This is a genomic window from Corynebacterium sp. LK33 (assembly GCF_014334955.1).
Lineage (GTDB): Bacteria > Actinomycetota > Actinomycetes > Mycobacteriales > Mycobacteriaceae > Corynebacterium > Corynebacterium jeikeium_D.
Genome location: NZ_PDGU01000011.1, coordinates 123,664 through 144,465, shown reverse-complemented (window position 1 = coordinate 144,465; position 20,802 = coordinate 123,664). Strand labels below are relative to the sequence as shown.

The window sequence follows — 20,802 nt, the reverse complement described above, 5'->3', positions numbered from 1 at the left end:
CGCAGCCCTACTTCTTCTTGGCCACTACTGGCTCAATTGGGTTACCTCGCCAGGAGGTGTGCGCAGGAACGTGGTCACCGCGCATGACGAGAGAACCGGGCTCGACGCGGCAGCCGTCGTCAAGCACAGATGCCGGCAGTGCGACTGAGTGCGGTCCCAGCACGGAGCCGTGTCCGATGTGGACGGTGTCGAGCGTCATTACACGGTCGGTGAACAGGTGCGTCTGAACGACACAACCGCGGCCGACAGAGGCACCCCGCTCGATGGTGACCAGGTCGGTCTCGGGCAGCCAGTACGTCTCCAGCCACACGCCGTGGCCGACGTTCGCGCCGAGCAGACGCATTGCGCGTGCGATACCGCCGGTGGCCATCGCCGGGTTCAGGTACCACGGCGCGGCGACCATTTCGACGAATGCATCCTGCAGCTCGTTGAGCCAGACGAACTTGCTCCACAGCGGGTGATCACCGGGCTTGTGCTTGCCGACGCACACCCACTTGGCCACGACCGTGACCAACAGCCCCAGCACACCAACAATCAGCAGCACGGCAGGGGAGAGCAGCCACGCGACCACCAGGCCGAGCAGGGCAGCGTTGACGCCACCTGCAGTGACCAACTCCGCGGTGAACATGCCAATTCCCTGCAGACTAAACAGCGTGATCGTCGCCAGCATGAGAGAGACCATCGGCGCCAGGACGCGCAGCGTTTCCACAATGCTGCGGGCGACCTTCAATCCCGTAGTTGGACGGTAGGTCTGCGCCGACTCATCGCTGGAGACGGTGCCCACGCGGCGCATGCGCTCCGGCGGCGAACCCCACCAGTTGGAGCCGGACTTGGTCTTCTTCGGGGTAGAGGACAGCACGGCCACCAGCGAGTTCTTCGCCAGCTTGCGTTCTGGAAGCGTGATGCCGGAGTTGCCCAGGAAGGCGCGCTTGCCGATGCGGGAGTCGCCCACCAGCAACCAACCACCGCCGAGCTCGTAGCTGCCGACCATGGTGTCGTCAGCCAAGAAGGACTCGTCCTTGACGTGCAAGAACTTCGGAATACCAATCGCGGTGGAGACTTCGCTGTCGTGACCAATTTGGGCGCCCAGTGCACGCAGCCACAGCGGCGTCAGCATGGAGGCGTAGATGAAGAACAGGTCGTGACGGGCAGCGTCCATCAGGCGAATTGTCGCCCAGGACTGCCAACCCACGCGCGAACGCACCGGGAACACTCCCGGCTTCAGACCGATGCTGAACAGGCGCACGAGAATCAGCGTCAGCAGGGCATACACCGCAACACCGACGAAGGTGGCGGGAATAGTCCACAGCACGGCATTGCCCAGCGTTGACCAGAGATTCGAGGTGGCTAGCTCGGTGGTGCCGTCGATAAGCCCCGTGCCCCAACCGATGACAGCAGCCATCGCGACCGCAGCGGACAGCGGCACCAATGTCAGCAAGACAGCGGTAAGACCGTAGATAGCCACCCAGTGGCGGCGAGCCGGCGGAACTTCCTCCGGGAAGCGGTGCTTGGACCGACCGACCTTGCGAGCCGGGGAACCCGACCAGCGCGCGCCAGCCTTGACCTTCTTCTCACCGGTGACGGTGGAACCCGCCTCGATGTGAGCGTCATTGCCAATACGCGCGCCGGGCAGCAGCGTTGAACGGGCACCGATGCGGGCGTGCTTGCCAATAGTGACCTCGCCGACGTGGACGACATCGCCATCGACCCAGTATCCGGACAGGTCTACCTCCGGCTCGATCGAGCAGTAATCATCCAGTTTGACCAGACCCGTCACCGGCGGCAGCGCGTGCAGATTCACACCCTTACCAATGCGGGCACCCAGCATGCGGGCGTACCACAGCACGAACGGAGCGCCCGCCACAGAGTGGGCGCCAGAGCTCTCCGCCAGGCGTTCGGCCGCCCATAGCCGCAGGTGTACCGAACCGCCTCGCGGGTAATCACCCGGGGTGATGTTGCGCGTGAGCAGGCGTGTCGTCGCCGCGTTGATGGGCATGACCCCCAGCGGGGTCAGGAACAGCACGGCCAGTACGGCCACCAACCAGCCTGGTAGCGCCAGCGGTCCGCCGATAACCCAGTTGATAATCGCAAGCCACGTTACCCAGCGCATGCCACGTGCCCACTGCAATGGCACCATGAGGCCCACCTGGGCCCAACGGGTCTTACGGGAGACAGGCGTCGGCTCGGGTACCTTTTCTAGGTGCGCGGTGGGGTCGCTGGCGTCGTCGGCAAGCATGTCGTCGCTGATGAAACCGCGCGCGACCAGCTCTTCGGCGAGATTGCCCAGGCGCGGGTGGTCGTAGAGATCGCGCACGGCGACCTGCGGGGCGCGCTGGCGAATGCGCGCAATGACGCTCGCCGCCGCCAAGGACGTGCCGCCCAGGGCGAAGAAGTCCGAGGCCGCGCCGGGCGCAGGTACGGACAGCACGTCCGCCCAGATGTCGGACAGCCACTTCTCTACAGGGCTCAGCTTGTCGACGTCGCCCTCACCCGCACGCGCAGGCAGTGGCCACGGCAACGCCGCCTTGTCGACCTTGCCGGAGGTACGAACCGGCAGCTCATCCATGATGTGCAGGCGTGGCACCATCGCGGCTGGCATGGCATCGCGGAGAGTATCCATGCACTTGTCGTAGTCCATGGCTGCGGCGTCGCCACCGGCGCCGACGTAGCCGACCAGGATGGAATCGCCAGCACCGGTCTTCTGCACCACGACAGTCGCCTGAGTAGCGCCGGGGAGGGCAGCCAGGTGCGCCTCGACCTCGCCGAGCTCTATACGGCGCCCGCCGATTTTCACCTGATCGTCGACGCGGCCGGTGAAGTACAGTCCGTCCTCATCCATGATGACGTGGTCGCCGGTGCGGTACGCACGCTCCCAGCCGAGGGCTGGCAGCGGCGCGTACTTCTCGGCGTCCTTCTCCGGATCCAGATAGCGTGCGAGTCCCACGCCGCCGATGACCAGCTCGCCCTTGGTGCCCGGTGGGACGGGGTTGCCCTCTTCGTCGATGACGGTGAGGTCCCAGCCGTCCAGAGGAAAACCGATGGTTACGGGCTTGCCGGGCTTCAGCTCGATGCCGGAGGCCACGACGGTGGCCTCGGTGGGGCCGTAGGTGTTCCACATTTCGCGCTCTGGGGTGGACAGACGCTCGACCAGCTCTTGCGGGCAGGCCTCGCCGCCGACGATGAGCAGGCGCACGCTGTCGAGCGCCTCGGCGGGCCACAGGCCGGCCAGCGTCGGAACTGTGGAAACAGCGGTGATGTGGCGGGAAATCAGCCATGGGCCCAGGTCCACGCCGGAGCGCACCAGCGAACGCGGAGCCGGCACCAGGCAGGCACCATTTCGCCAGGCCAGCCACATTTCCTCACAGGAGGCGTCGAAGGCGACGGATAAGCCGGCGAGAACGCGGTCATCCGGGCCGAGCGGTCCTTCCGGGTGGTTGGCCAAGAACCAGCGGGCCTCCGCATCGACAAAAGCGGCGGCGCTGCGGTGGGTGACCGCCACGCCCTTGGGCTTGCCGGTGGAGCCAGAGGTGAAAATAATCCAGCAGTCATCGTCAGGAGTGGGCTCCTGCGAGATGATCTCGCGTGCGCTCGGCGGCGTCGGTTCCGTCTCTTCCTCGTCGGAGTCGGCGTCGGAGTCCAGCGGGCGGGGGCGATTACGTGCCGTGGAGCCAGCCAAATGCAGGCCTTCAGCATCGAAGTAACCGGCAATCCCGGCCTCGCCGAAGACCATTTCTGCACGCTCGTCGGGGTCATCCGCATCCACCGGAACGTAGGCGGCACCGGCGGCCATGATGGACAAAATTGCCAGGTAGAGCTCGCGGCTTCCCGACGGCATCCGCACACCAATGCGGTCGCCGCGACGGATGCCCTGTTCGTAGAGCCACGTAGCTGTGGAATCAATCTCGTTAATCAACTCCGCATACGTGACGACAACCTCGCCGTCATCGATGGCCTCAGCCTCGGGGAACCTTCGCGCGGTCGCCCGGACAATGTCAATGAGTGTGCGCTCAAGCGGCTGTTCCGTAGCGCGTAGGAACTTCGCTTCAGTGGTTGTCACTTAGAAGACCCCTTCTTATTCTTCTTCTTGCGCTTTTTCTTCTTCGACTTCTTACGTTTAGGACGTGGGGCATCGCTTGACGACGTCGCCTGCGTCTTATTCTCCGCCATGTCCTTGGTGTCTGTCTCAGCGGCCGTGACCTCTGGGGTAGCGGTCTCGGGGTTCTTTGCGCCGGCATTGTCAGAAAGCGGAGTGCCGGAGTCAGTTTCGGGGCTTGCAGCGGAGTCGTCGGCAAGCGATGCAAGCAGCGCGCGTACCTCGGGTGCGCATTCGGCGACGGCGGCGCGTTCGGCTCTGCGGAGTGAGCGTCGCAGAGATGCGCGGGTGGTGTTGCCCGTTTCTGTCAGCGCGATGAGCTGGCGGCGTCGATCCTTGGAGTCTCGGGTGCGTTCGACTAGATTTGCCGACTCCAGAGAGTCAATCAGGCGAACCATGTCAGAGCGGTCCATGCCGAGCAGCGCGCTCAGCTCGGTTTGAGCCATGTCGCCGCCATCGGCGATGGCCTCCAGAACCCAATACCCGCGGTTGGAAATCGACTCAATCTGAGTGCGGCCCAGAGCCGCGTTGACACTGGCGCGGACAGCCACATCGAGCTGTGCCAGGCACCAGGACGCGGATTTGCGCAGGGCGGCCGGTGTGACGGCGAGTTCGCTTGCGGAGCCGGGCTTGCACTTGGACTTAGTGCTGGACTTAGCGCTGGCCTTGTTTTTGGCTTTCGCCCCCTTGCGAGCCTTCTTCGCCTTGGTGCCGCTCTGTGCGTCGACAGTAGGCACCTTCGCGTCTACGTCGGCTGCCACGCCACCGCTGGTGTCGGCTGAGTCCGCCGAGGAAAGTACGGATGAATCAGACATACTTCCCATACTAGACAATCTGGGGAACCATCAATAATGGGACATGGCCAACTAATAATGCCCATGTTTGCCTGCGGATTGTTAGAAGGTCGGTGCTTTGGGGTGGGTAAATAAATGAAAAACTGCCCTGCAGGTAGGCAGGGCAGTTGTAGTTGATTTAGTTGGCCTTCTCCATTGGGCGGCCGAAGTGCTCCCAGTCGATCATGCCGCCGGTGATGACGATGGTGTCGATACCGTTCTTCTCCAACCAGGAAGAAACCTGAGCGGCACGTCCACCGGAGCGGCACATCAGGTAAATGTCGGAATCCAAATCTAGCTCGCCGTAGCGGGACGGAATCTCTTCCATGGGGATGTGAACGGCGCCGGTGGCGTGGCCGTCATCCCACTCCATCTGTGAGCGGACGTCAATGATCTGTGCGTCTTCGGGTACTTCGGATACGTTTACGGTTTCCATAGTGCGCACTATACGCAATCTGGCCTTATCGCCGGAAGCACAAAGGCCGCCGGAGGAAAACTCCGACGGCCGTAGCGCTGAATCACAGGAATTGCGTCAAAGGTGTGAGCCCCAGGAAGGGGGATTGGCTAGCGCAATTCTTAATTGTGGCTCTTACTTGTGGCGCTCGATAGCCTCAGCCAGGATGCGCTCAGCCTCAGCCTTGTCGCCCCAGCCCGAACCGGAAACTTCCTTGCCCGGCTCCAGGTCCTTGTAGTGGACGAAGAAGTGCTCGATCTCGTCCTTGGTGAACTGGGAAACATCGTCGATGTCCTGGTAGTGATCGAAGCGGACATCATCCAGGACGCACAGCAGCTTGTCGTCGCCGCCGGCCTCGTCGGTCATCTTGAAAACGCCGAGCGGACGAGCCTTGACAATAACGCCCGGGAAAACCGGCTCCGGCAGAATCACGAGAGCGTCCAACGGATCGCCATCCTCGCCGAGGGTTTCATCGATGAAGCCGTAGTCGGCCGGGTAGGCCATTGGGGTGAACAGGTAACGGTCGAGGTAGACCTTGCCGGTCTCGTGATCGACTTCGTACTTGTTGCGCTGACCCTTCGGGATCTCAATAGTGACCTCAACGCTCACGGCGATGACTCCTTATAATCGGTGTACACTTCTCTGACGGCTATCTTATGCGAAACCCGCTCAAAACCGTTTATTTGTGCACCTTAAGTGAGGTTTTGTTTCCAGGAAGAAGGTGTTTGTGACCGTGGGTAGTACCGACTCTGACAGCTCCAAAACCGCCGCTAAGGGCACGCAAAAATCGCCCAGTTCCGTAAAATCCGGCAAGTCCAAGAAGTCGCGTGGACTGAAAATCGGCGGTGCCATCGCCGGTGTTCTCGTTATCGCAGCGGGCAGCGGCGTAGCGGTTGTCGTCAATAACAATCGTCAGATTGTGGTCGATGCGCCGCCCGCCGTCAGTCATGCTTCTGTTCCCGTGACGGCTGCGCAGTCTTCGCTTGACGACGGCACTCTGGCCCAAAAAGTCAGCGCCATCATGGACGCTGCTGCGGCTGATCCAGCCTTCGGTGAGCTGCATGGAATTGTCAGCGATGCTTCGACCGGCCAGAAACTGTGGGGGATCAATGACACCGCGGTGGCCTTGCCGGCGTCCAGCATGAAGATTCTCACCGCGTCTGCCGCACTGTTGGACTTAGGTGAAGATCATCGGGTTTCCACCCGCGTCTCCCGGGTTACGGGGACTAATGACATCGTTTTGCACGGCGGGGGCGACCCTACCTTAAGCAAGGACGGGGAAGGGTTCTTCCAGGACTCGGCTTCAATCGCTGAGTTGGCGAAAAAGATTTCCGTGGTCATTCCGGAGGGGGTCGGCAAGGTTTATCTCGACAACTCTCTATTCACCGAGAGTTTCCACGAGACCTGGGAGCGCGAGGGGTTGGAGGACGGCTACATCGCACCGGTGGAGTCGGTGATGATGGATGCCGGTCGTATCGATCCGACGAATGAAGAATCGCAGCGCAGCGCCACGCCCGCTGCGGATGCAGCTGATGCGCTGGCCAAGGCGCTTGGTGCGGAAAACGGAGGCAGCCTGAGGGATGCAGCCAAGGATGGTCAGTCACTACCTCTGGACCCAGACATTGTTGCGCTCGTGCAGTCGGCTCCGCTAGTTACCCGTGTGCACGAGATGATGATTTACAGCGACAACGTGCTCGCAGAGTCCATTGCCCGTGAGGTGGCTATCTCTCGCGGTCTGCCGCCGACCTTTGAGGGGGCCGCACGTGCCGTGCGTGACACTCTCGCGGAGCACGGTTTTCCTCTCGATGGTGCGGTGCTGTCGGACTCCAGCGGCCTGAGCACGGATAACCGTATTTCTCCGCAGCATCTCTCCGAGGTGCTCAATTCCGCCGCGGGGCCGGTGGAATCGGCTGAGCAGGGAGGACTGGCGGAGTCGCAGGAGTCGTCGGAAAGCACGTCGTTGCGCCCACTGCTGGATAGCCTGCCGGTGGCGGCGGTGTCCGGCACTCTGGCGACGCGCTTTGCTGGCCAGCCCGGAGCGGGCATCGTACGTGCGAAAACCGGCACACTGAATAAGGCCTCGGCGCTGGCGGGGTATGTGGTGACGAAGTCGGGGCAGGTGCTGACGTTCGCATTTATTTCCAATGAAGCGAGCCTGTTGCCAGCAAGAGCTGCGGCGGATAAAGCAGCGAGCGCACTGGCAGATATCTAAACTGAGATTCATTTACCACTGAAAATAATTTGAGGAGATGAATCCGCAATGGCCTCTCACACTTCCGCGATTAGGAACTTGCCAACCGTTCACGAGGTTGCCGCACAGGTTCGTGAGGGAAAGCTAAGCCCGGTGGACAGCGTGCAGCGCAGTCTCGACGCTATCGCCAGACTGGATGGAGGGATTCATGCCTTCCGTGAAGTGTGGGCGGATAGGGCTCTGCAGGCTGCGCGGGAACTCGAGCACAGCGAGAACCTCTCGGAGTTGCCGCTCGCAGGTGTGCCATTCGCGCTGAAGGAAAACACTGCTCTAGAGAACCCGTTTGTCCAGCAGTTGACTAGCGCCGGTGCAATCGCAGTGGGAACTACGGTGAATCCGCAGTTCTGTACGTGGGGGACGACGACGCTGCCGGGGCTGGCCGTCGACAATCCGATTCTGCCGGGGCACACTCCGGGTGGGTCCTCCGGCGGATCCGCAGCGGCTGTCGCCGCTGGGATGGTTCCGTTTGCGCAGGGCAACGACGGCATGGGGTCACTGCGTATCCCTGCAGCGTGCTGCGGGCTTTCGACCCTGAAGGCGACCCCGGGAACAATGCCGGGGCGCGTGGGCGGCAATGACTGGTACGGAATGTCTGTCCAAGGGGTGCTCACAGTCAACAACGAGGACTTGCGCCTGATTACCAAGATCCTCACAAATGGCATGGTGGATGCGGAGGATCCGGCGAAGACCCTGCCTGAAAACTTCGCCGTCAGCGTGGACACCACTGCGCCCGTATTCGGGTTAAAGGCTGCACCGGAGTACGTCGATGCGGCGCAACAGGCAGCGAGAGTATTCGCGGACAAGGGCTTTGCCGTCACGGAAAAGAACATGCCGTACCCGCTGAACCCACTGCCGATGCTCGCGCGCTGGACTGCGGGGGTGGCGGATCAGCTTCGCGACGAGCCGCGCCCTGATCACCTGGAGTGGCGCAACCGAGTCCACGCTGGCATTGGGCGCTTGCTGCGTTTCACAATCAATGGCCGCCAAGTGGCACGCGATGGCGCCCGCATCGAGCGTGAGCTGCCGGGTGACACCATCTTGATTACTCCGGCTCTGGCCAAGAATCCACCGCGGATCCGCGCATGGCATCGCATGCCCTGGATTGTGAACCTGTTGTCCAATCTGCGCTTCACCCCTTACGTTTCGACGTGGAATTACCTGGGATTCCCGGCCGGCATCGTTGTGGAGCCGACTTCTGGATTGCCGGTGCAGCTGATTGCGCGCCCGACTCAGGAGCGAATTCTGCTCACGGCGATGGAAACCATCGCAAGTGGTGGGCGCGTTGGCTAGACCTTTTTGGCCGGACCGCAGCCCTCATTTCCTCATCATTCGCCAAGCTGTCCGCGCGATAGTGCAGCAGGTGGGGCAGGAGTTGGGCAGCGGTATCGTCATTGGGCTTTCCGGCGGTGCGGATTCGCTCGCCCTGACCGCCGGGGCCTGTGCGGAAGCTTTCGGGCCCAAGGGGGCACTGGCCGGCCGCAACGTTCACGCCGTCGTCGTTGATCATCAGCTTCAGCAGGGCTCTGCAGAAGTCGCTGAGCGCGCCGCCCACATAGCTCGGGGGATGGGGGCTACGGCCGAGGTTATCGCGGTCGATATCAATAACGATTCCGACCGCGGTCCCGAATACGAGGCGCGTTTGGCTCGACACCGAGTTCTACGGCAGATCGCCCAATCTCGAGGTGCGGCACTGATGCTCGCCCACACGTTGGACGACCAGGCGGAAACAGTTTTGCTGCGACTGGCCAGAGGGGGCGGCCCGCAAGCGCTGTCCGCTATCCGAGACAATCTCACGTGGTCGGACGGGACTCGGATTCTGCGTCCGCTGCTCGGTGTGCGACGCACCGACACTCAGCGCTGCTGTGAAGAGCTGGGCCTAAAAGTCTGGCATGACCCACACAACCAGGACGACCATTACGCCCGCGTCCGGGTTCGAAAGACGATTTTGCCGCTGCTGGAGCAGGAGCTGGGTCCGGGAGTTGCGGAAAACCTTGCTAAGACCGCGGGGATTGCAGCAGTCGACAATGACTTTTTGGACGCTCACGCTGAGTCGGCTCTGGATGCGCTGCTGGGGGAGGAAGTGGCGTCGGCAAGCGGGAGCCTGTCTGTGCGAGGGGTCGCTGAGCTTGACGACGCCATCGCGGTGCGCGTCCTCGCTCGTTGGTTGAGGCAAGCGGGTGCCGAGCCCAGCAGTAAACAGATCGACATGGTTATGGCGCTCGTGCACCGCTATCACGGCCAGGGGGAAGTGCCGGTGACCCGCGGGCGCGATGGTGCTGACAGAAATGCCAGGTTGGTCGTTGAGCGAAAAGATGGCACTCTACAATTGGTAATGAATCGTCCCGCGGTGTCTTAAGAAAAGGTGCCGCAATCCAACTTTCGGCGGCTGAGAACAATCGGTTGCCTTAACCCTGAACTTGCACTGGGGCAGTTACGCTCCATCGACACGCCGCCATAGAAGTGCGGAAAGGAAATGCGATGCATGATGTGAAGGATTTCAACGTCCCCGCAAACCCCTACGGCGATGAGGTAGAGGCAGTTCTCATTGGCGAAGAGGAGCTGCATGCTCGCATTGCCGAGATGGCGCATCGTGTGAATGAGAAGTACAAGGATGCCGACAGCGATCTGATTCTGGTCGCAGTGCTCAAGGGCGCGGTGTTCTTCCTGACTGACTTCGCCCGTCAGCTCAGCATTCCCAGCCAGATGGAGTTTATGGCGGTTTCCAGTTACGGAAACTCCAGCTCGTCGTCAGGCGTGGTGCGTATTTTGAAGGATCTGGATCGCGATATTGAGGGACGCGATGTCGTGATCGTTGAGGACATCATTGACTCCGGTCTGACCCTGTCCTGGTTGATGAAGAACCTGCGCAACCGTAATCCGCGCTCGCTGGAGGTCATTACGCTGCTGCGTAAGCCAGAGGCCGTGCGCACCAATCTGGATGTTGCGGATGTTGGATTCGACATTCCGAACGAGTTTGTCATCGGTTACGGCCTGGATTACGCCGAGCGCTACCGCGATTTGCCGTACGTCGGCACGCTTCACCCGCGCGTTTACCAGAACTAGGCCAGTCTTCGGCGTTTCCTGCACGGTGCCGATGCTTTACGACGGGCATTGCGCGCGCACCCTCCCGCTGTTCTAGCTGTGTTCTAGCTATGAACAGTAGGAGTTGGAAACTTTTTTCGGTTGCGATGCGTTATGCTTACTGTGGGGTCAGGTGCCATGAGCCCTGGCCCCACGTTGTGTCATTGATGTGTCTTCGAGAAGTACTCGTTGATGCGTACAATTAATAAAAGCAACTAATAGATGTAGAGAGCGAAAAGCGAACCCACTGTATGGACAAGAAAAAGGTGTTCCGGTTTGCCGCCGTTGCCGGCATCATCCTGATTATCCTCTTTGCTATTACCCAGCTGGCGGATGATTCCCGGGAATACCGCGAGGTGGATACGTCCGTTGCCCTGACCCAGTTGGATAAGGGCAATGTCACGGAAGCTCAGATTGACGATCGCGAACAGCGAATTCGCCTCACCCTGAAGAAGGGCGTGGAGGTCGAGGGTACTGAGGACGTCACGAAGGTGATGACCAAGTATCCAGCGCGTGCGACCGACCAGGTCTTTGACAAGGTCGCTGCCGCCAAGGGCATGGAGAAGTTCGATACCAAGGTCACGCAGGATTCCTTCCTGATGTCCACCTTGAGCTTCCTGCTGCCGATGGTGATCTTCTTCTTCGTCATCATGTACTTCTTCAGCCGCATGCAAGGCGGCAAGAACGGCATGTTCGGCTTTGGTGGCAACCGCGCCAAGCTGCTGAACAAGGAGACCCCGACCAATACGTTCGAGGATGTTGCTGGTGCCGATGAGGCCGTCCAAGAGCTCGACGAGATTAGGGATTTCCTGCAGCACCCAGCTCGCTACGAGGAGCTCGGCGCGAAGATTCCGCGTGGTGTTCTGCTCTACGGTCCTCCCGGTACCGGTAAGACCTTGCTGGCCCGCGCCGTCGCTGGTGAGGCAGGAGTGCCTTTCTACACCATCTCGGGTTCGGACTTCGTCGAAATGTTCGTCGGTGTCGGTGCCTCTCGTGTCCGTGACCTGTTTAATCAGGCCAAGGAAAACAGCCCGTGCATTATCTTCATCGACGAGATTGACGCCGTCGGTCGCCAGCGTGGTGCCGGTATGGGCGGCGGCCATGATGAGCGTGAGCAAACCCTGAACCAGCTGCTGGTGGAAATGGATGGTTTTGGTGATCGTCAGGGCGTAATCATCATGGCGGCGACCAACCGCCCGGATATTCTCGACCCGGCGCTGCTGCGCCCGGGCCGTTTTGACCGACAGATTCCGGTGGGTGCACCAGACCTGAAGGGCCGCGAGGCAATTCTGAAGGTCCACGCTCGGAACAAGCCGCTGGGCCCGGATGCAGACCTGAAGTCGCTGGCCAAGCGCACTGCCGGTATGAGCGGTGCCGATTTGCAGAACGTGCTGAACGAAGCCGCGCTGCTGACCGCTCGCGTCAATGGCAACATCATTACTGCGGATGCGCTGGAAGAGGCGGTCGACCGTGTTATTGGTGGTCCGCGCCGTACCTCCAAGGTGATTTCCGAGCAGGAGAAGAAGGTCACCGCCTACCACGAGGGTGGCCACACCCTGGCTGCGTGGGCGCTGAAGGACATCGAGCGTGTTTACAAGGTCACCATCCTCGCTCGTGGTCGCACCGGCGGTCATGCGCTGACTGTCCCCGAGGATGACAAGGGCATGTACAACTTGCCAGAGCTCTTCGCTCGCCTGGTCTTCGCCATGGGCGGTCGCGCTGCCGAGGAGCTGGTCTTCGGGCTGCCGACTACCGGTGCTTCTGCCGATATTGAACAGGCCACCAAAATTGCTCGCGCCATGGTGACCGAGTACGGCATGTCGCCAGAGCTCGGCCCGGTGAAGTACGGCGAGGAGCAGGGCGATCCGTTCGTAGGCCGTGGTGGCAGCGGCACTCTGGACTACTCGCCAGATGTGGCGGCGAAAATTGATCAGCAGGTTCGTTTGCTGATCAATAAGGCTCATGACGAGGCCTACGCCATCTTGAAGGAAAACCGCGACACTCTCGATGTTCTGGCTGAGAAACTGCTGGAGAAGGAGACCCTGCGTCGTCCGGATCTGGAAGTTATCTTCACCGATGTCGTTCCGCGTGAGCGTCTGAACTTCTTCGATAGGGACACCAAACACCCGGCCGATGGCCGCGAGCCGGTGAAGACACCGGTGGAGTTGGCAATCGAGCGCGGTGAGGAACCGCCGAAGCGTGTCAACATCTTCGTGCCGGTGCGTCGCCGCGAACCGGAGAACCAGGACGCGGGCAACAACGGCAATGGTCAGGGGCCAGCAGGCTCCGCTGGTGCCGGTAATGCTAGTGCTCCGGGTCTGCCGGGCGCCCAGCAGGACCGACCGAGTGTTCCGGTTTACGGTGGCACCCCACCGCCGGCTGGTTGGACCGCACCAGGTTGGCCGCCGAAGGATACCGGCAGCACGCACGGTTCGACTGCCGCACCGGCCCCGGCGCCGGCTCCTCGCCCGGAGGGGCAGAGCCAGCCGGGTTCGCAGGATGGCCAGGGCAACGCGCGTGGCCAGCACCCGGGCACTGCTAACTACCCGGCAGGCTCCCCGGACTTCGGCTCGAAGGCAACCGGTATTGGTAGCAACGGTGGCAACGGCCCCGCGAATATCCCTGCCCCTCCGAAGATGCCGTGGGACAGGCAGGGGGGATGTCACCGCCAGGAAAACTCTGGCAGCGATGACACCCCGACTACGGTGATGCCGTCGGCGGGGCAGCAGCAGGAACTGCGCGGATTCCGCCTGCCGGATAACGAGCAGCCGGAATATACAGAACGTTCGGAAAACGCGAAGAACGCCGACAACTCCGATGACAAGGGTGCACAGATGCACGATTCGGATAAAGACGGCGTCGTCAAGCGAAACGAAGACAACAGCGCCTGGCAGGACAAGCCGGACACCAACGAGGAGCGATAAGTACACATCATGGAGCGCGAATTCGATCAGGGGCGAGCCGAGGCTGCGGTTCGTGAACTGTTGATTGCCGTCGGTGAGGATCCCGACAGGGAAGGCCTGAAGGAGACACCGGCGCGAGTGGCGCGAGCCTACCGTGAGGTTTTCGCGGGCCTGTTTGAAGATCCGTCTGAGGTGCTGGCTAAGACCTTCAACGAGGATCACCAGGAACTCGTTTTGGTCAAGGACATCCCGATTTACTCCACCTGTGAGCATCACTTGGTGCCGTTCTTCGGCGTTGCCCACATTGGTTACATTCCGGGCAAGGACGGTCGTGTGACGGGCCTGTCCAAGCTCGCTCGTCTGGTCGATGGCTATGCGAAGCGCCCGCAGGTGCAGGAGCGGCTGACCAGTCAGGTTGCGGATGCCTTGGTGGAGCGGCTGGATCCGGCCTCGGCGATTGTCGTTATTGAAGCGGAGCATCTCTGCATGGCCATGCGCGGTATCCGCAAGCCGGGCGCGCGCACGGTGACGTCAGCCGTTCGCGGTGGCTTCAAGACGGATGCCCGTTCGCGCGCAGAGGCAATGGCGCTGATCCGCAAGAGCTAACGCAACAGTTAAATGGTCGATTGGAAAGGCTGGACAACAAGGTGACTGAACCCCCCTTGCAAGCGCAGGCAGGACAGCAGGCGGAGATGGGTGTCGAGAATCAGCTCTGCAAGGTGATGGGCATTGTCAACGTCACCGAGGACAGCTTTTCCGATGGCGGCCTGTACAAGACCTTCGACGCGGCGATTGCCCATGCGCACGAGCTGCTCGCTGAAGGCGCACATATTCTCGACATCGGTGGCGAGTCCACTCGCCCTGGCGCACACCGCGTTTCCGAGGATGCCGAGGATGAGGAAATTGCCCGGGTCGTGCCGGTGGTCCGTGAGCTCGCGGCAGACGGGCACCTGATCAGCGTCGATACAAAGCGCGCAAGTGTCGCAGAGGCAGCAATCGCCGAGGGTGCGGTATTCATCAACGATGTCTCCGGCGGTCTCGCAGACCCCAACATGTACGCAGTCTGCGCCGATGCCGATGTGCCCATCTGTCTGATGCACTGGAAGACCGATCGCTTCGGCTCCGCTTCTGGGCGCGCCGAAACTCACCCGGACGGCATTGTCGCCGATGTCCGTGAGCACCTGCTTCAGCTTGTCGACGGTGCCATGGGCGCCGGAATCGTCGAGGAAAATATTGTCCTCGACCCAGGCCTGGGCTTTGCCAAAAACGCCGATGACAATTGGGCGCTCCTCCACGACCTGCCGGAGCTTATTGACCTCGGTTTCCCCCTGTTGGTCGGTGCTTCCCGCAAGCGTTTCGTCGCCGCCGTTGGCAGTGAGGTACGAGCACCAAAGCAGGCTGATGCCGCGACTACCGCAATTTCCGCGCTGTCCGCAGCGGCGGGCGCATGGGCGGTTCGAGTTCACAATGTGGCCGACAACCTCGACGCAGTGCGTGTGGCGCAGGCATGGAACCTTGGACGTTCACTGACCGGTTACACAGCGGCCGGCGACTATCCGGAAGGTGGGTCTAACCGCGCTGCGCAGCACGACGAGTCGGCTGCGGAATCGCCAGCCGAGTCGACTCTGGAAGGAGACGCGTAAACACAGTGGCTGATCGCATTGAACTCAAAGGTCTGAAAGCCCACGGCTACCACGGTTGTCTCGACTTCGAGCGCCGGGATGGTCAGGACTTCATCTGTGATGTCACCCTGTGGCTGGATTTCTCCGGTGCCGCTGCCAGCGACGAGCTGGACGACACGGTCAACTACGCCGACATTGCAGCCACAGCGCACGGAATTTTAACCGGCACCCCTCGCAACCTCATCGAAACAGTCGCGACCGAGATCGCCGAAGCAGTGCTTGCCGACGACGACGCCCGCGCCGAACGCGGATTGTCCCCACTGTTGCATGCGGTGGAAGTGACCATTCACAAACCACATGCGCCCATTCCGCTCGACTTCGATGACGCTGCGGTGACAGCCCGCCGTTCGCGGAAGAAGCGGTTGGCATGATTCGCGCAGTTATTTCTATCGGCGCGAACATGGATCGCGCGCGAGAAAACCTCACAGGTGTGCAGGACTTCTTCGCCGATGAATTGGTCGCAGCCTCAAAAATTTATGCCACCCCGCCTTGGGGCGGGGTAGAGCAGGGCGACTTCCTCAACGCCGTACTCATTGTTGACACGCGCCGGACACCAATGGAGCTACTGAAAGCTGGTTGGAAACTGGAAAATGACGCTGGTCGAGTGCGTGAAATTCACTGGGGGCCGCGTGCGCTCGACGTGGACATTGTGCAGGTCATCGACAAAGACACCGGCGAGGAGATCATCTCTGACGATTCGACTCTGACCCTGCCACATCCGTGGGCAACCGAGCGTGCCTTTGTACTGGTGCCGTGGCTCGATGCCGATCCGGATGCCGAATTGGAGGGAGTTCGGGTCTCGGAACTCGTCGATAAGCTGGCGCCTGAAGACGTAAACGCGGTGCGCCTAGCAGACAGCGCGGATGGAGAAGAGGCCTAGAGATGAAACCGACCTCACCGATTACGTTGGCAGCATCTGCGCTGGTCCTCGCGCTGGCGTCATGGATGATCCTGGCACAGTTTTTCGGTGCGCTCGGGCCGCGAAGTTGGTGGGACCTGGGGTTTCCTTGGTTGCTCACAGCCGTCTGTGTGGCAGCAGCGCGGTGGATCAGGTCGGTGCTGAAAGAGGGGAAGGTCGGGCAGGATCGCAGTCAGGTGCAGCCGTTAACGTTGTCGCGATGGCTGGTGGTCGGTACGGCATCCGCGTGGTTGGGTGCGATTCTCGGAGGACTGTACGCCGGTGGCGTGCTGTGGGCCTTGCCGAAGTGGACGGAACTTGCGGCCGCACAGGCCGACGGACCGATCATGATTGTCGGCACAGTATCCGGAATTTTGCTCGCTGCGGCGGGGCTGTGGCTGGAAAAAGTTTGCCAATTGCCAACTGATGGCGAAAATTCTTCGCCTCCTAGCGGGGAAATGGGAACTAACTCGGTAGGGTGGGAGTTATGACTGACCTCTCCAACGCCGGTAATGATCCGAAGCGCTCGGGTGATGCCGCATATTTTCAGAGCGACGCGGCAGCTACTTCGTCGGATATGGCTGAGTCTCCGTCTCCGTCGCCTTCTTCAGCTTTCGAAAGCTACTCCGCTGGGGCTAACTCCGGGGCTGATGCGGCATATGCAGATGAGCAGAGCAATAATGTGACGAAATTTAGTTCTTCCGATGGTATGACGGAGAAATCCGCCGTCATTCTCATGGTTGTGCTGCTGGTGCTTGCGGTGATTGCCAGTATCGTCATGCTCTTTGCCAGCTCTGCCGGCTGGATGAAGGTTGCCGTGCTGCTGGCGTTGTGGTCGGCAGTTATCGGAGCTGTGCTGGTGACTCGATACCGCAAGACCATTGCGCTGGAGCGCAAGCGGTTGGAGACTATCGAAGAGTTGCACAAGGTGGAGCTTGACCGCGAACTGGCCACTCACCGTGAACAGGAACTGATTCTCGAGCAGAACTACTTGGATTCGCTTGAGGGCAACAATGATGACAACATTGCGGCGCTACGCGCTGAGGTCTTTGCACTGCGCGCCCAGCTTGCTGAGTTCATGGGGGAGGATTTCGACGACGAGCAGGTTGCTCTTCGCGCCCAGGCTGAGCGTCTGCGTGAGCTCGACTCGCCACAGCAGGCCTCACCGATGAAGGATCCGACCGGTCACGACCGGCCGACACCACGCGCAACTTCCCACCGCGCTGAGATGACCGCTAACGGCACTGTCGGCGCTCATACCCAGCACGGCGGCACAGGCTCCGCTTCCTCCGCTTCGCCGGTTGAAGATGCCGAGGCCACCGACATGCGCCGTACATTCTCGCCGTCTGGTCAGCCTGTTGACGTCCACGAAGTCGCCGATTCCAAGGATGACGAAACCGTTGCCAAGGAGAAGTTCTCCACTAACTCTTTCCGCGCCATCAACTGGCAGGAAACCCCGGCCGAGGACACCGCAGAGGATGATTCTCAGGGCGGTGCTCACGAGGCACACGGTGCACGGCACCCATTCGCTGCGCCGGAATCGGACGACGCCTCGGACTCTCCGACTCGCCAGCTGCAGGCCATTCGCGATGAGGACCTCGCAAAAGAGCCAGCTCAAGCTCCGGCGCAGGAGCCTGCAAGCCATGGTCGGCGTCGTGCTGAGGACAACAAGGGCAGCCTGACGGTTGCCGAGCTGATGGCGCAGATGCGCAAGAAGAGGGAGCAGCGCGAGGACGAAGAAGCCTAGTCGCTTACCGAGTGTGCGCGGCCTACTCACCGCGCACAGCTGGTTTGGTCTAACCTAGTCAGTCATGACGCAAAGCCAGCCTGATTCCCATCCCCATCGGACAACCGCTCCGCGGTTGACGGTGGGGATTATTTCTGCCGGAAAAGTCGGGGTTGCGCTCGGCCAAGCGTTAGAGCGCTGTGGGCATCGTGTCACCCACGTGGTCGCGCGCTCACCAGAATCGGTCACACGAGCACATCTACGCCTCCCGAACGCACAGGTCAGTAGCATTGCCGACACAGCTTCCACTTGCGAGCTCATCGTCATCGCTGTGCCGGATCGCGCCATCGCTGAGGTCGCCGAGGACGTTGCCCGCCACGTCGGCCCCGGACGCATCGTCATGCATACTTCTGGTTCCCTCGGACGTGCCGTGCTCGATCCGGTCGCACTCACCGGCGCGCTGACCATCGCCGCCCATCCCGCAATGACATTCGCAGGGCTTGACGACGACTCGGAGCTCCTGACCGGTTGCCCATGGGGTATCACGGTCGGGGATGAGCTCGCGAAAACAGTCAGTGAACTGCTCATTGGTGAACTCGGCGGTCGTCCGGTGTTCATCAACGAACGGCACCGCGGCCTCTATCACGCGGCTATGGCCCACGGCTCAAACGGTCTGGGCGCAGTTGTGGTCGATGCAGTAGAAATGCTGGCAACCACTATCGGCGGAGATGCAGCAGCCGAAGACACCGACCTAGCTGAGCTGCGTCGAGGCCAGGCCGCCGAACTGCTCCGACCACTGCTGGAAGCTTCATTGGACAATGCCTTGAGGTGGGGTTCCCGGGGGCTGACTGGCCCGGTGACGCGGGACGACCTTGGGACCGTCGTCAAGCACGAACGTGAAATTGAAGCGGTGGCGCCGGAAATGGGAACCGCCTACCTGGCCCTGGCCGAGCGTATCGCCGAGCTGCGTGGCGCCAACGAGGTTTTGCGGTACCTACGCCGATGAGCTGAGCAGGCTGGCTGTTCTGGTGATCCGGGATGTGGCGTAAGGTATTGCCGTCGGGCGAAAAGTTTGGTCCGGTAGATCTGAACGCGGAGGAAACATGACGGGGTATACCGCCGGAGAGACAACTGTTCACAAGACTATTGCGGGAATCGCGCAGGTCACCCGTGCGTTGCGGAAGACTGGGCGGCCGGTGGTGCTCGTACCTACTATGGGTGCGCTACACCAGGGGCACCTTGAACTAGTACAGGCCGCGAAGACGCTGCCGCGCGCTGTTGTGGTGGTGTCGATTTTCGTCAATCCGCTGCAGTTCGGTGAGGGGGAGGACTTTGATGCCTACCCGCGCACTCTGGACGAAGACGTAGAGAAGCTCCGCGCTGTCGGTGCTGAGCTGGTCTTTGCTCCGAACGCGAAGGAGATGTACCCCAACGGTTTCCGCACGACGGTGCAGCCGGGGCCGCTGGCTTCGGAGCTCGAAGGTGCTACTCGCCCGGGGCACCTTGCCGGTGCGTTGACGGTGGTCAACAAGCTTTTCAACATCACCAACTGCACTGATGCCGTTTTTGGTGAGAAGGACTACCAGCAGCTGTGCCTGATGCAGCAGATGGTCACTGACCTGAATATGCCGGTGCAGCTGCACGGTGTACCGGTGATACGCGAGGCCGACGGTCTGGCTATGAGCTCTCGCAACCGCTATCTGTCCGAGGAGCAGCGCAATCTCGCAGTAACCCTGTCCGCCGCGCTGACTGCTGGTGCTTTCGTCGCGGACCGTGGTGCGGATGCTGTGCTGGGAACCGCGCGTGGTGTGCTCGCCAGCCAGCCTGAAGTCGAGTTGGATTACTTGGAGCTGCGTGACGCTGCGCTCGCCCCGCTTTCCGACGAGGCGTTGCGCGGCGACGGCCAGGAGACTGAAGCTCGCCTGCTGGTTGCTGCGAAGGTCGGCACTACTCGTCTCATTGATAATGTTGGCTTGATTCTGGGTGCGCCGCGCCCGGATTCGGCAAACGGTTTCGGTCAGCTCGGCCAGAAGGACGCCGAAATTGCGTCGGCGGCTCTGTCGGCTGCGGGGCTGGACGGCGAGCTGACTGAGGAAGAGGCCGCTGAGCTGGCTGAGCTGCAGGAAAAGGTTCGTGCTGCTCGAGATGCTCGTCTGAAAGATGAGTCCAGCAGAGAAACTCTGAAGAACGCTGGCTTTGGCGTTGAGCAGGACAGCGAGTAGGACGGCTTTTAGAAGTAGTTTCTCGTGGCTGGGAAGTTGTCGTATTATAGTGTGCCGACTAATAACCTGCCACGCTAAGGGGTGCCGCGGTAGGCAAGCATCCAGGGGACGAATCCAGGAAGGGACCTACCTTTTTCATGTTTCGCACTATGTTGAAGTCCAAGATTCACCGCGCCACGGTGACTCAGGCTGATCTTCACTACGTTGGATCGTGCACGATTGACGCTGATTTGATGGAAGCGGCCGACCTGCTTGAAGGTGAAGCCGTCGACATCGTCGATATCAATAATGGCAACCGGCTTACTACTTACTGCATTACCGGAGAGCGCGGCTCGGGCATCATTTCTATCAATGGTGCCGCCGCTCGTCTGATATCGCCGGGTGATCTGGTTATTATCATCGGCTACGGAATGATGGATGACGCTGAGGCGCGTACGTACAAGCCGAATGTCATCTTCGTCGATGAGGACAACAAGATTCTGGAAAGTGGCAATGACCCGGCGGATGTGCCGGAGGGTTCTGATTTGAAGAATCCGCGTAGCCCGGAGAACCAGGGCTAGTCCACGTAGCCCGCAGAGCTGGGGCTCGACTGCGTAGTTGGAGTGAAGAGTCGAGCCGGAGAACCACAACACCAGGGTGTTCACTTTGCGTTAAAGCGC

At 61.1% G+C, this 20,802-nt stretch carries 17 protein-coding genes and 1 pseudogene; 14 read left to right on the top strand and 4 right to left on the bottom strand.

The window, feature by feature from the left end; translation table 11 throughout:
• Window positions 1-7: 7 nt before the first annotated feature.
• The 4 genes from CRD20_RS03990 to CRD20_RS03975 all read right to left on the bottom strand — a co-directional run bounded on the left by CRD20_RS03990 (window position 8) and on the right by CRD20_RS03975 (window position 5,989).
• Complete coding sequence (locus CRD20_RS03990; protein WP_187404874.1) at window positions 8-4,057, bottom strand: Pls/PosA family non-ribosomal peptide synthetase; 4,050 nt, start codon at window positions 4,055-4,057, stop codon at window positions 8-10.
• A complete protein-coding gene (locus CRD20_RS03985) occupies window positions 4,054-4,908 on the bottom strand; it encodes a MarR family winged helix-turn-helix transcriptional regulator (protein WP_187404873.1) in 855 nt (284 codons plus the stop codon). The genes CRD20_RS03990 and CRD20_RS03985 overlap by 4 nt, the downstream gene beginning before the upstream one ends.
• Before the next feature lie 157 nt (window positions 4,909-5,065).
• Window positions 5,066-5,362: a rhodanese-like domain-containing protein gene (locus CRD20_RS03980; RefSeq protein ID WP_016421494.1), complete on the bottom strand. Its 297-nt coding sequence runs from the start codon at window positions 5,360-5,362 to the stop codon at window positions 5,066-5,068.
• A 153-nt stretch (window positions 5,363-5,515) separates the two neighbouring features.
• A complete protein-coding gene (locus CRD20_RS03975) occupies window positions 5,516-5,989 on the bottom strand; it encodes an inorganic diphosphatase (protein WP_005510088.1) in 474 nt (157 codons plus the stop codon).
• Window positions 5,990-6,113: 124 nt separating this feature from the next.
• Between CRD20_RS03975 and dacB the strand changes: the two genes are divergently transcribed.
• From dacB to panD, 14 genes and pseudogenes are all read left to right on the top strand, one after another.
• Window positions 6,114-7,592: a D-alanyl-D-alanine carboxypeptidase/D-alanyl-D-alanine-endopeptidase gene (gene dacB, locus CRD20_RS03970; RefSeq protein ID WP_370545858.1), complete on the top strand. Its 1,479-nt coding sequence runs from the start codon at window positions 6,114-6,116 to the stop codon at window positions 7,590-7,592.
• A gap of 48 nt (window positions 7,593-7,640) precedes the next feature.
• Window positions 7,641-8,921, top strand: coding sequence for an amidase family protein (locus CRD20_RS03965; RefSeq protein ID WP_076772682.1), 1,281 nt, complete (start codon window positions 7,641-7,643; stop codon window positions 8,919-8,921).
• The gene (tilS, locus tag CRD20_RS03960) at window positions 8,914-9,987 is read left to right on the top strand and encodes a tRNA lysidine(34) synthetase TilS (protein WP_246816242.1); all 1,074 of its coding nucleotides are present in this window, start codon (window positions 8,914-8,916) and stop codon (window positions 9,985-9,987) included. The genes CRD20_RS03965 and tilS overlap by 8 nt, the downstream gene beginning before the upstream one ends.
• A 122-nt stretch (window positions 9,988-10,109) precedes the next feature.
• Window positions 10,110-10,694 (top strand): hypoxanthine phosphoribosyltransferase, encoded by a 585-nt coding sequence (gene hpt, locus CRD20_RS03955; RefSeq protein ID WP_048760398.1) that lies wholly within the window; start codon window positions 10,110-10,112, stop codon window positions 10,692-10,694.
• A 269-nt stretch (window positions 10,695-10,963) separates the two neighbouring features.
• Window positions 10,964-13,636, top strand: a complete 2,673-nt coding sequence (ftsH, locus tag CRD20_RS03950) for an ATP-dependent zinc metalloprotease FtsH (RefSeq protein ID WP_187404871.1) — start codon at window positions 10,964-10,966, stop codon at window positions 13,634-13,636.
• 9 nt (window positions 13,637-13,645) lie between these two features.
• Entirely contained in the window at window positions 13,646-14,221 is a 576-nt protein-coding gene (gene folE, locus CRD20_RS03945; protein WP_016421488.1) for a GTP cyclohydrolase I FolE, read from the top strand.
• 86 nt (window positions 14,222-14,307) lie between these two features.
• On the top strand, window positions 14,308-15,258 hold the full coding sequence (gene folP / locus CRD20_RS03940; protein WP_187404945.1) for a dihydropteroate synthase: 951 nt from the start codon (window positions 14,308-14,310) through the stop codon (window positions 15,256-15,258).
• A 5-nt stretch (window positions 15,259-15,263) separates the two neighbouring features.
• Complete coding sequence (gene folB / locus CRD20_RS03935) at window positions 15,264-15,668, top strand: dihydroneopterin aldolase (RefSeq protein WP_005510214.1); 405 nt, start codon at window positions 15,264-15,266, stop codon at window positions 15,666-15,668.
• Window positions 15,665-16,177 (top strand): 2-amino-4-hydroxy-6-hydroxymethyldihydropteridine diphosphokinase, encoded by a 513-nt coding sequence (gene folK / locus CRD20_RS03930; protein WP_187404870.1) that lies wholly within the window; start codon window positions 15,665-15,667, stop codon window positions 16,175-16,177. Before folB ends, folK begins: the two co-directional genes overlap by 4 nt.
• A 2-nt stretch (window positions 16,178-16,179) precedes the next feature.
• Entirely contained in the window at window positions 16,180-16,686 is a 507-nt protein-coding gene (locus CRD20_RS03925; protein WP_187404869.1) for a DUF3180 domain-containing protein, read from the top strand.
• Window positions 16,683-17,942, top strand: a complete 1,260-nt coding sequence (locus CRD20_RS03920; protein ID WP_187404868.1) for a DUF6779 domain-containing protein — start codon at window positions 16,683-16,685, stop codon at window positions 17,940-17,942. The genes CRD20_RS03925 and CRD20_RS03920 overlap by 4 nt, the downstream gene beginning before the upstream one ends.
• A gap of 64 nt (window positions 17,943-18,006) precedes the next feature.
• Window positions 18,007-18,927, top strand: coding sequence for a Rossmann-like and DUF2520 domain-containing protein (locus CRD20_RS03915; protein ID WP_187404867.1), 921 nt, complete (start codon window positions 18,007-18,009; stop codon window positions 18,925-18,927).
• Window positions 18,928-19,024: 97 nt separating this feature from the next.
• Window positions 19,025-19,966, top strand: a pseudogene (panC, locus tag CRD20_RS03910) (pantoate--beta-alanine ligase); the annotation flags it as partial.
• Window positions 19,967-20,280: 314 nt separating this feature from the next.
• Window positions 20,281-20,703, top strand: a complete 423-nt coding sequence (gene panD / locus CRD20_RS03905; RefSeq protein WP_016421480.1) for an aspartate 1-decarboxylase — start codon at window positions 20,281-20,283, stop codon at window positions 20,701-20,703.
• Window positions 20,704-20,802 lie beyond the last annotated feature (99 nt).

What these genes read in the sequence shown, in the direction of transcription:
- CRD20_RS03985 (WP_187404873.1), bottom strand. Translation starts at nt 4,908, where the DNA reads ATGTCTGATTCATCCGTACTTTCCTCGGCGGACTCAGCCGACACCAGC.
- CRD20_RS03980 (WP_016421494.1), bottom strand. Translation starts at nt 5,362, where the DNA reads ATGGAAACCGTAAACGTATCCGAAGTACCCGAAGACGCACAGATCATT.
- CRD20_RS03965 (WP_076772682.1), top strand. Translation starts at nt 7,641, where the DNA reads ATGGCCTCTCACACTTCCGCGATTAGGAACTTGCCAACCGTTCACGAG.
- hpt (WP_048760398.1), top strand. Translation starts at nt 10,110, where the DNA reads ATGCATGATGTGAAGGATTTCAACGTCCCCGCAAACCCCTACGGCGAT.
- ftsH (WP_187404871.1), top strand. Translation starts at nt 10,964, where the DNA reads ATGGACAAGAAAAAGGTGTTCCGGTTTGCCGCCGTTGCCGGCATCATC.
- folE (WP_016421488.1), top strand. Translation starts at nt 13,646, where the DNA reads ATGGAGCGCGAATTCGATCAGGGGCGAGCCGAGGCTGCGGTTCGTGAA.
- folP (WP_187404945.1), top strand. Translation starts at nt 14,308, where the DNA reads ATGGGTGTCGAGAATCAGCTCTGCAAGGTGATGGGCATTGTCAACGTC.
- folK (WP_187404870.1), top strand. Translation starts at nt 15,665, where the DNA reads ATGATTCGCGCAGTTATTTCTATCGGCGCGAACATGGATCGCGCGCGA.
- CRD20_RS03925 (WP_187404869.1), top strand. Translation starts at nt 16,180, where the DNA reads ATGAAACCGACCTCACCGATTACGTTGGCAGCATCTGCGCTGGTCCTC.
- CRD20_RS03920 (WP_187404868.1), top strand. Translation starts at nt 16,683, where the DNA reads ATGACTGACCTCTCCAACGCCGGTAATGATCCGAAGCGCTCGGGTGAT.
- CRD20_RS03915 (WP_187404867.1), top strand. Translation starts at nt 18,007, where the DNA reads ATGACGCAAAGCCAGCCTGATTCCCATCCCCATCGGACAACCGCTCCG.
- panD (WP_016421480.1), top strand. Translation starts at nt 20,281, where the DNA reads ATGTTTCGCACTATGTTGAAGTCCAAGATTCACCGCGCCACGGTGACT.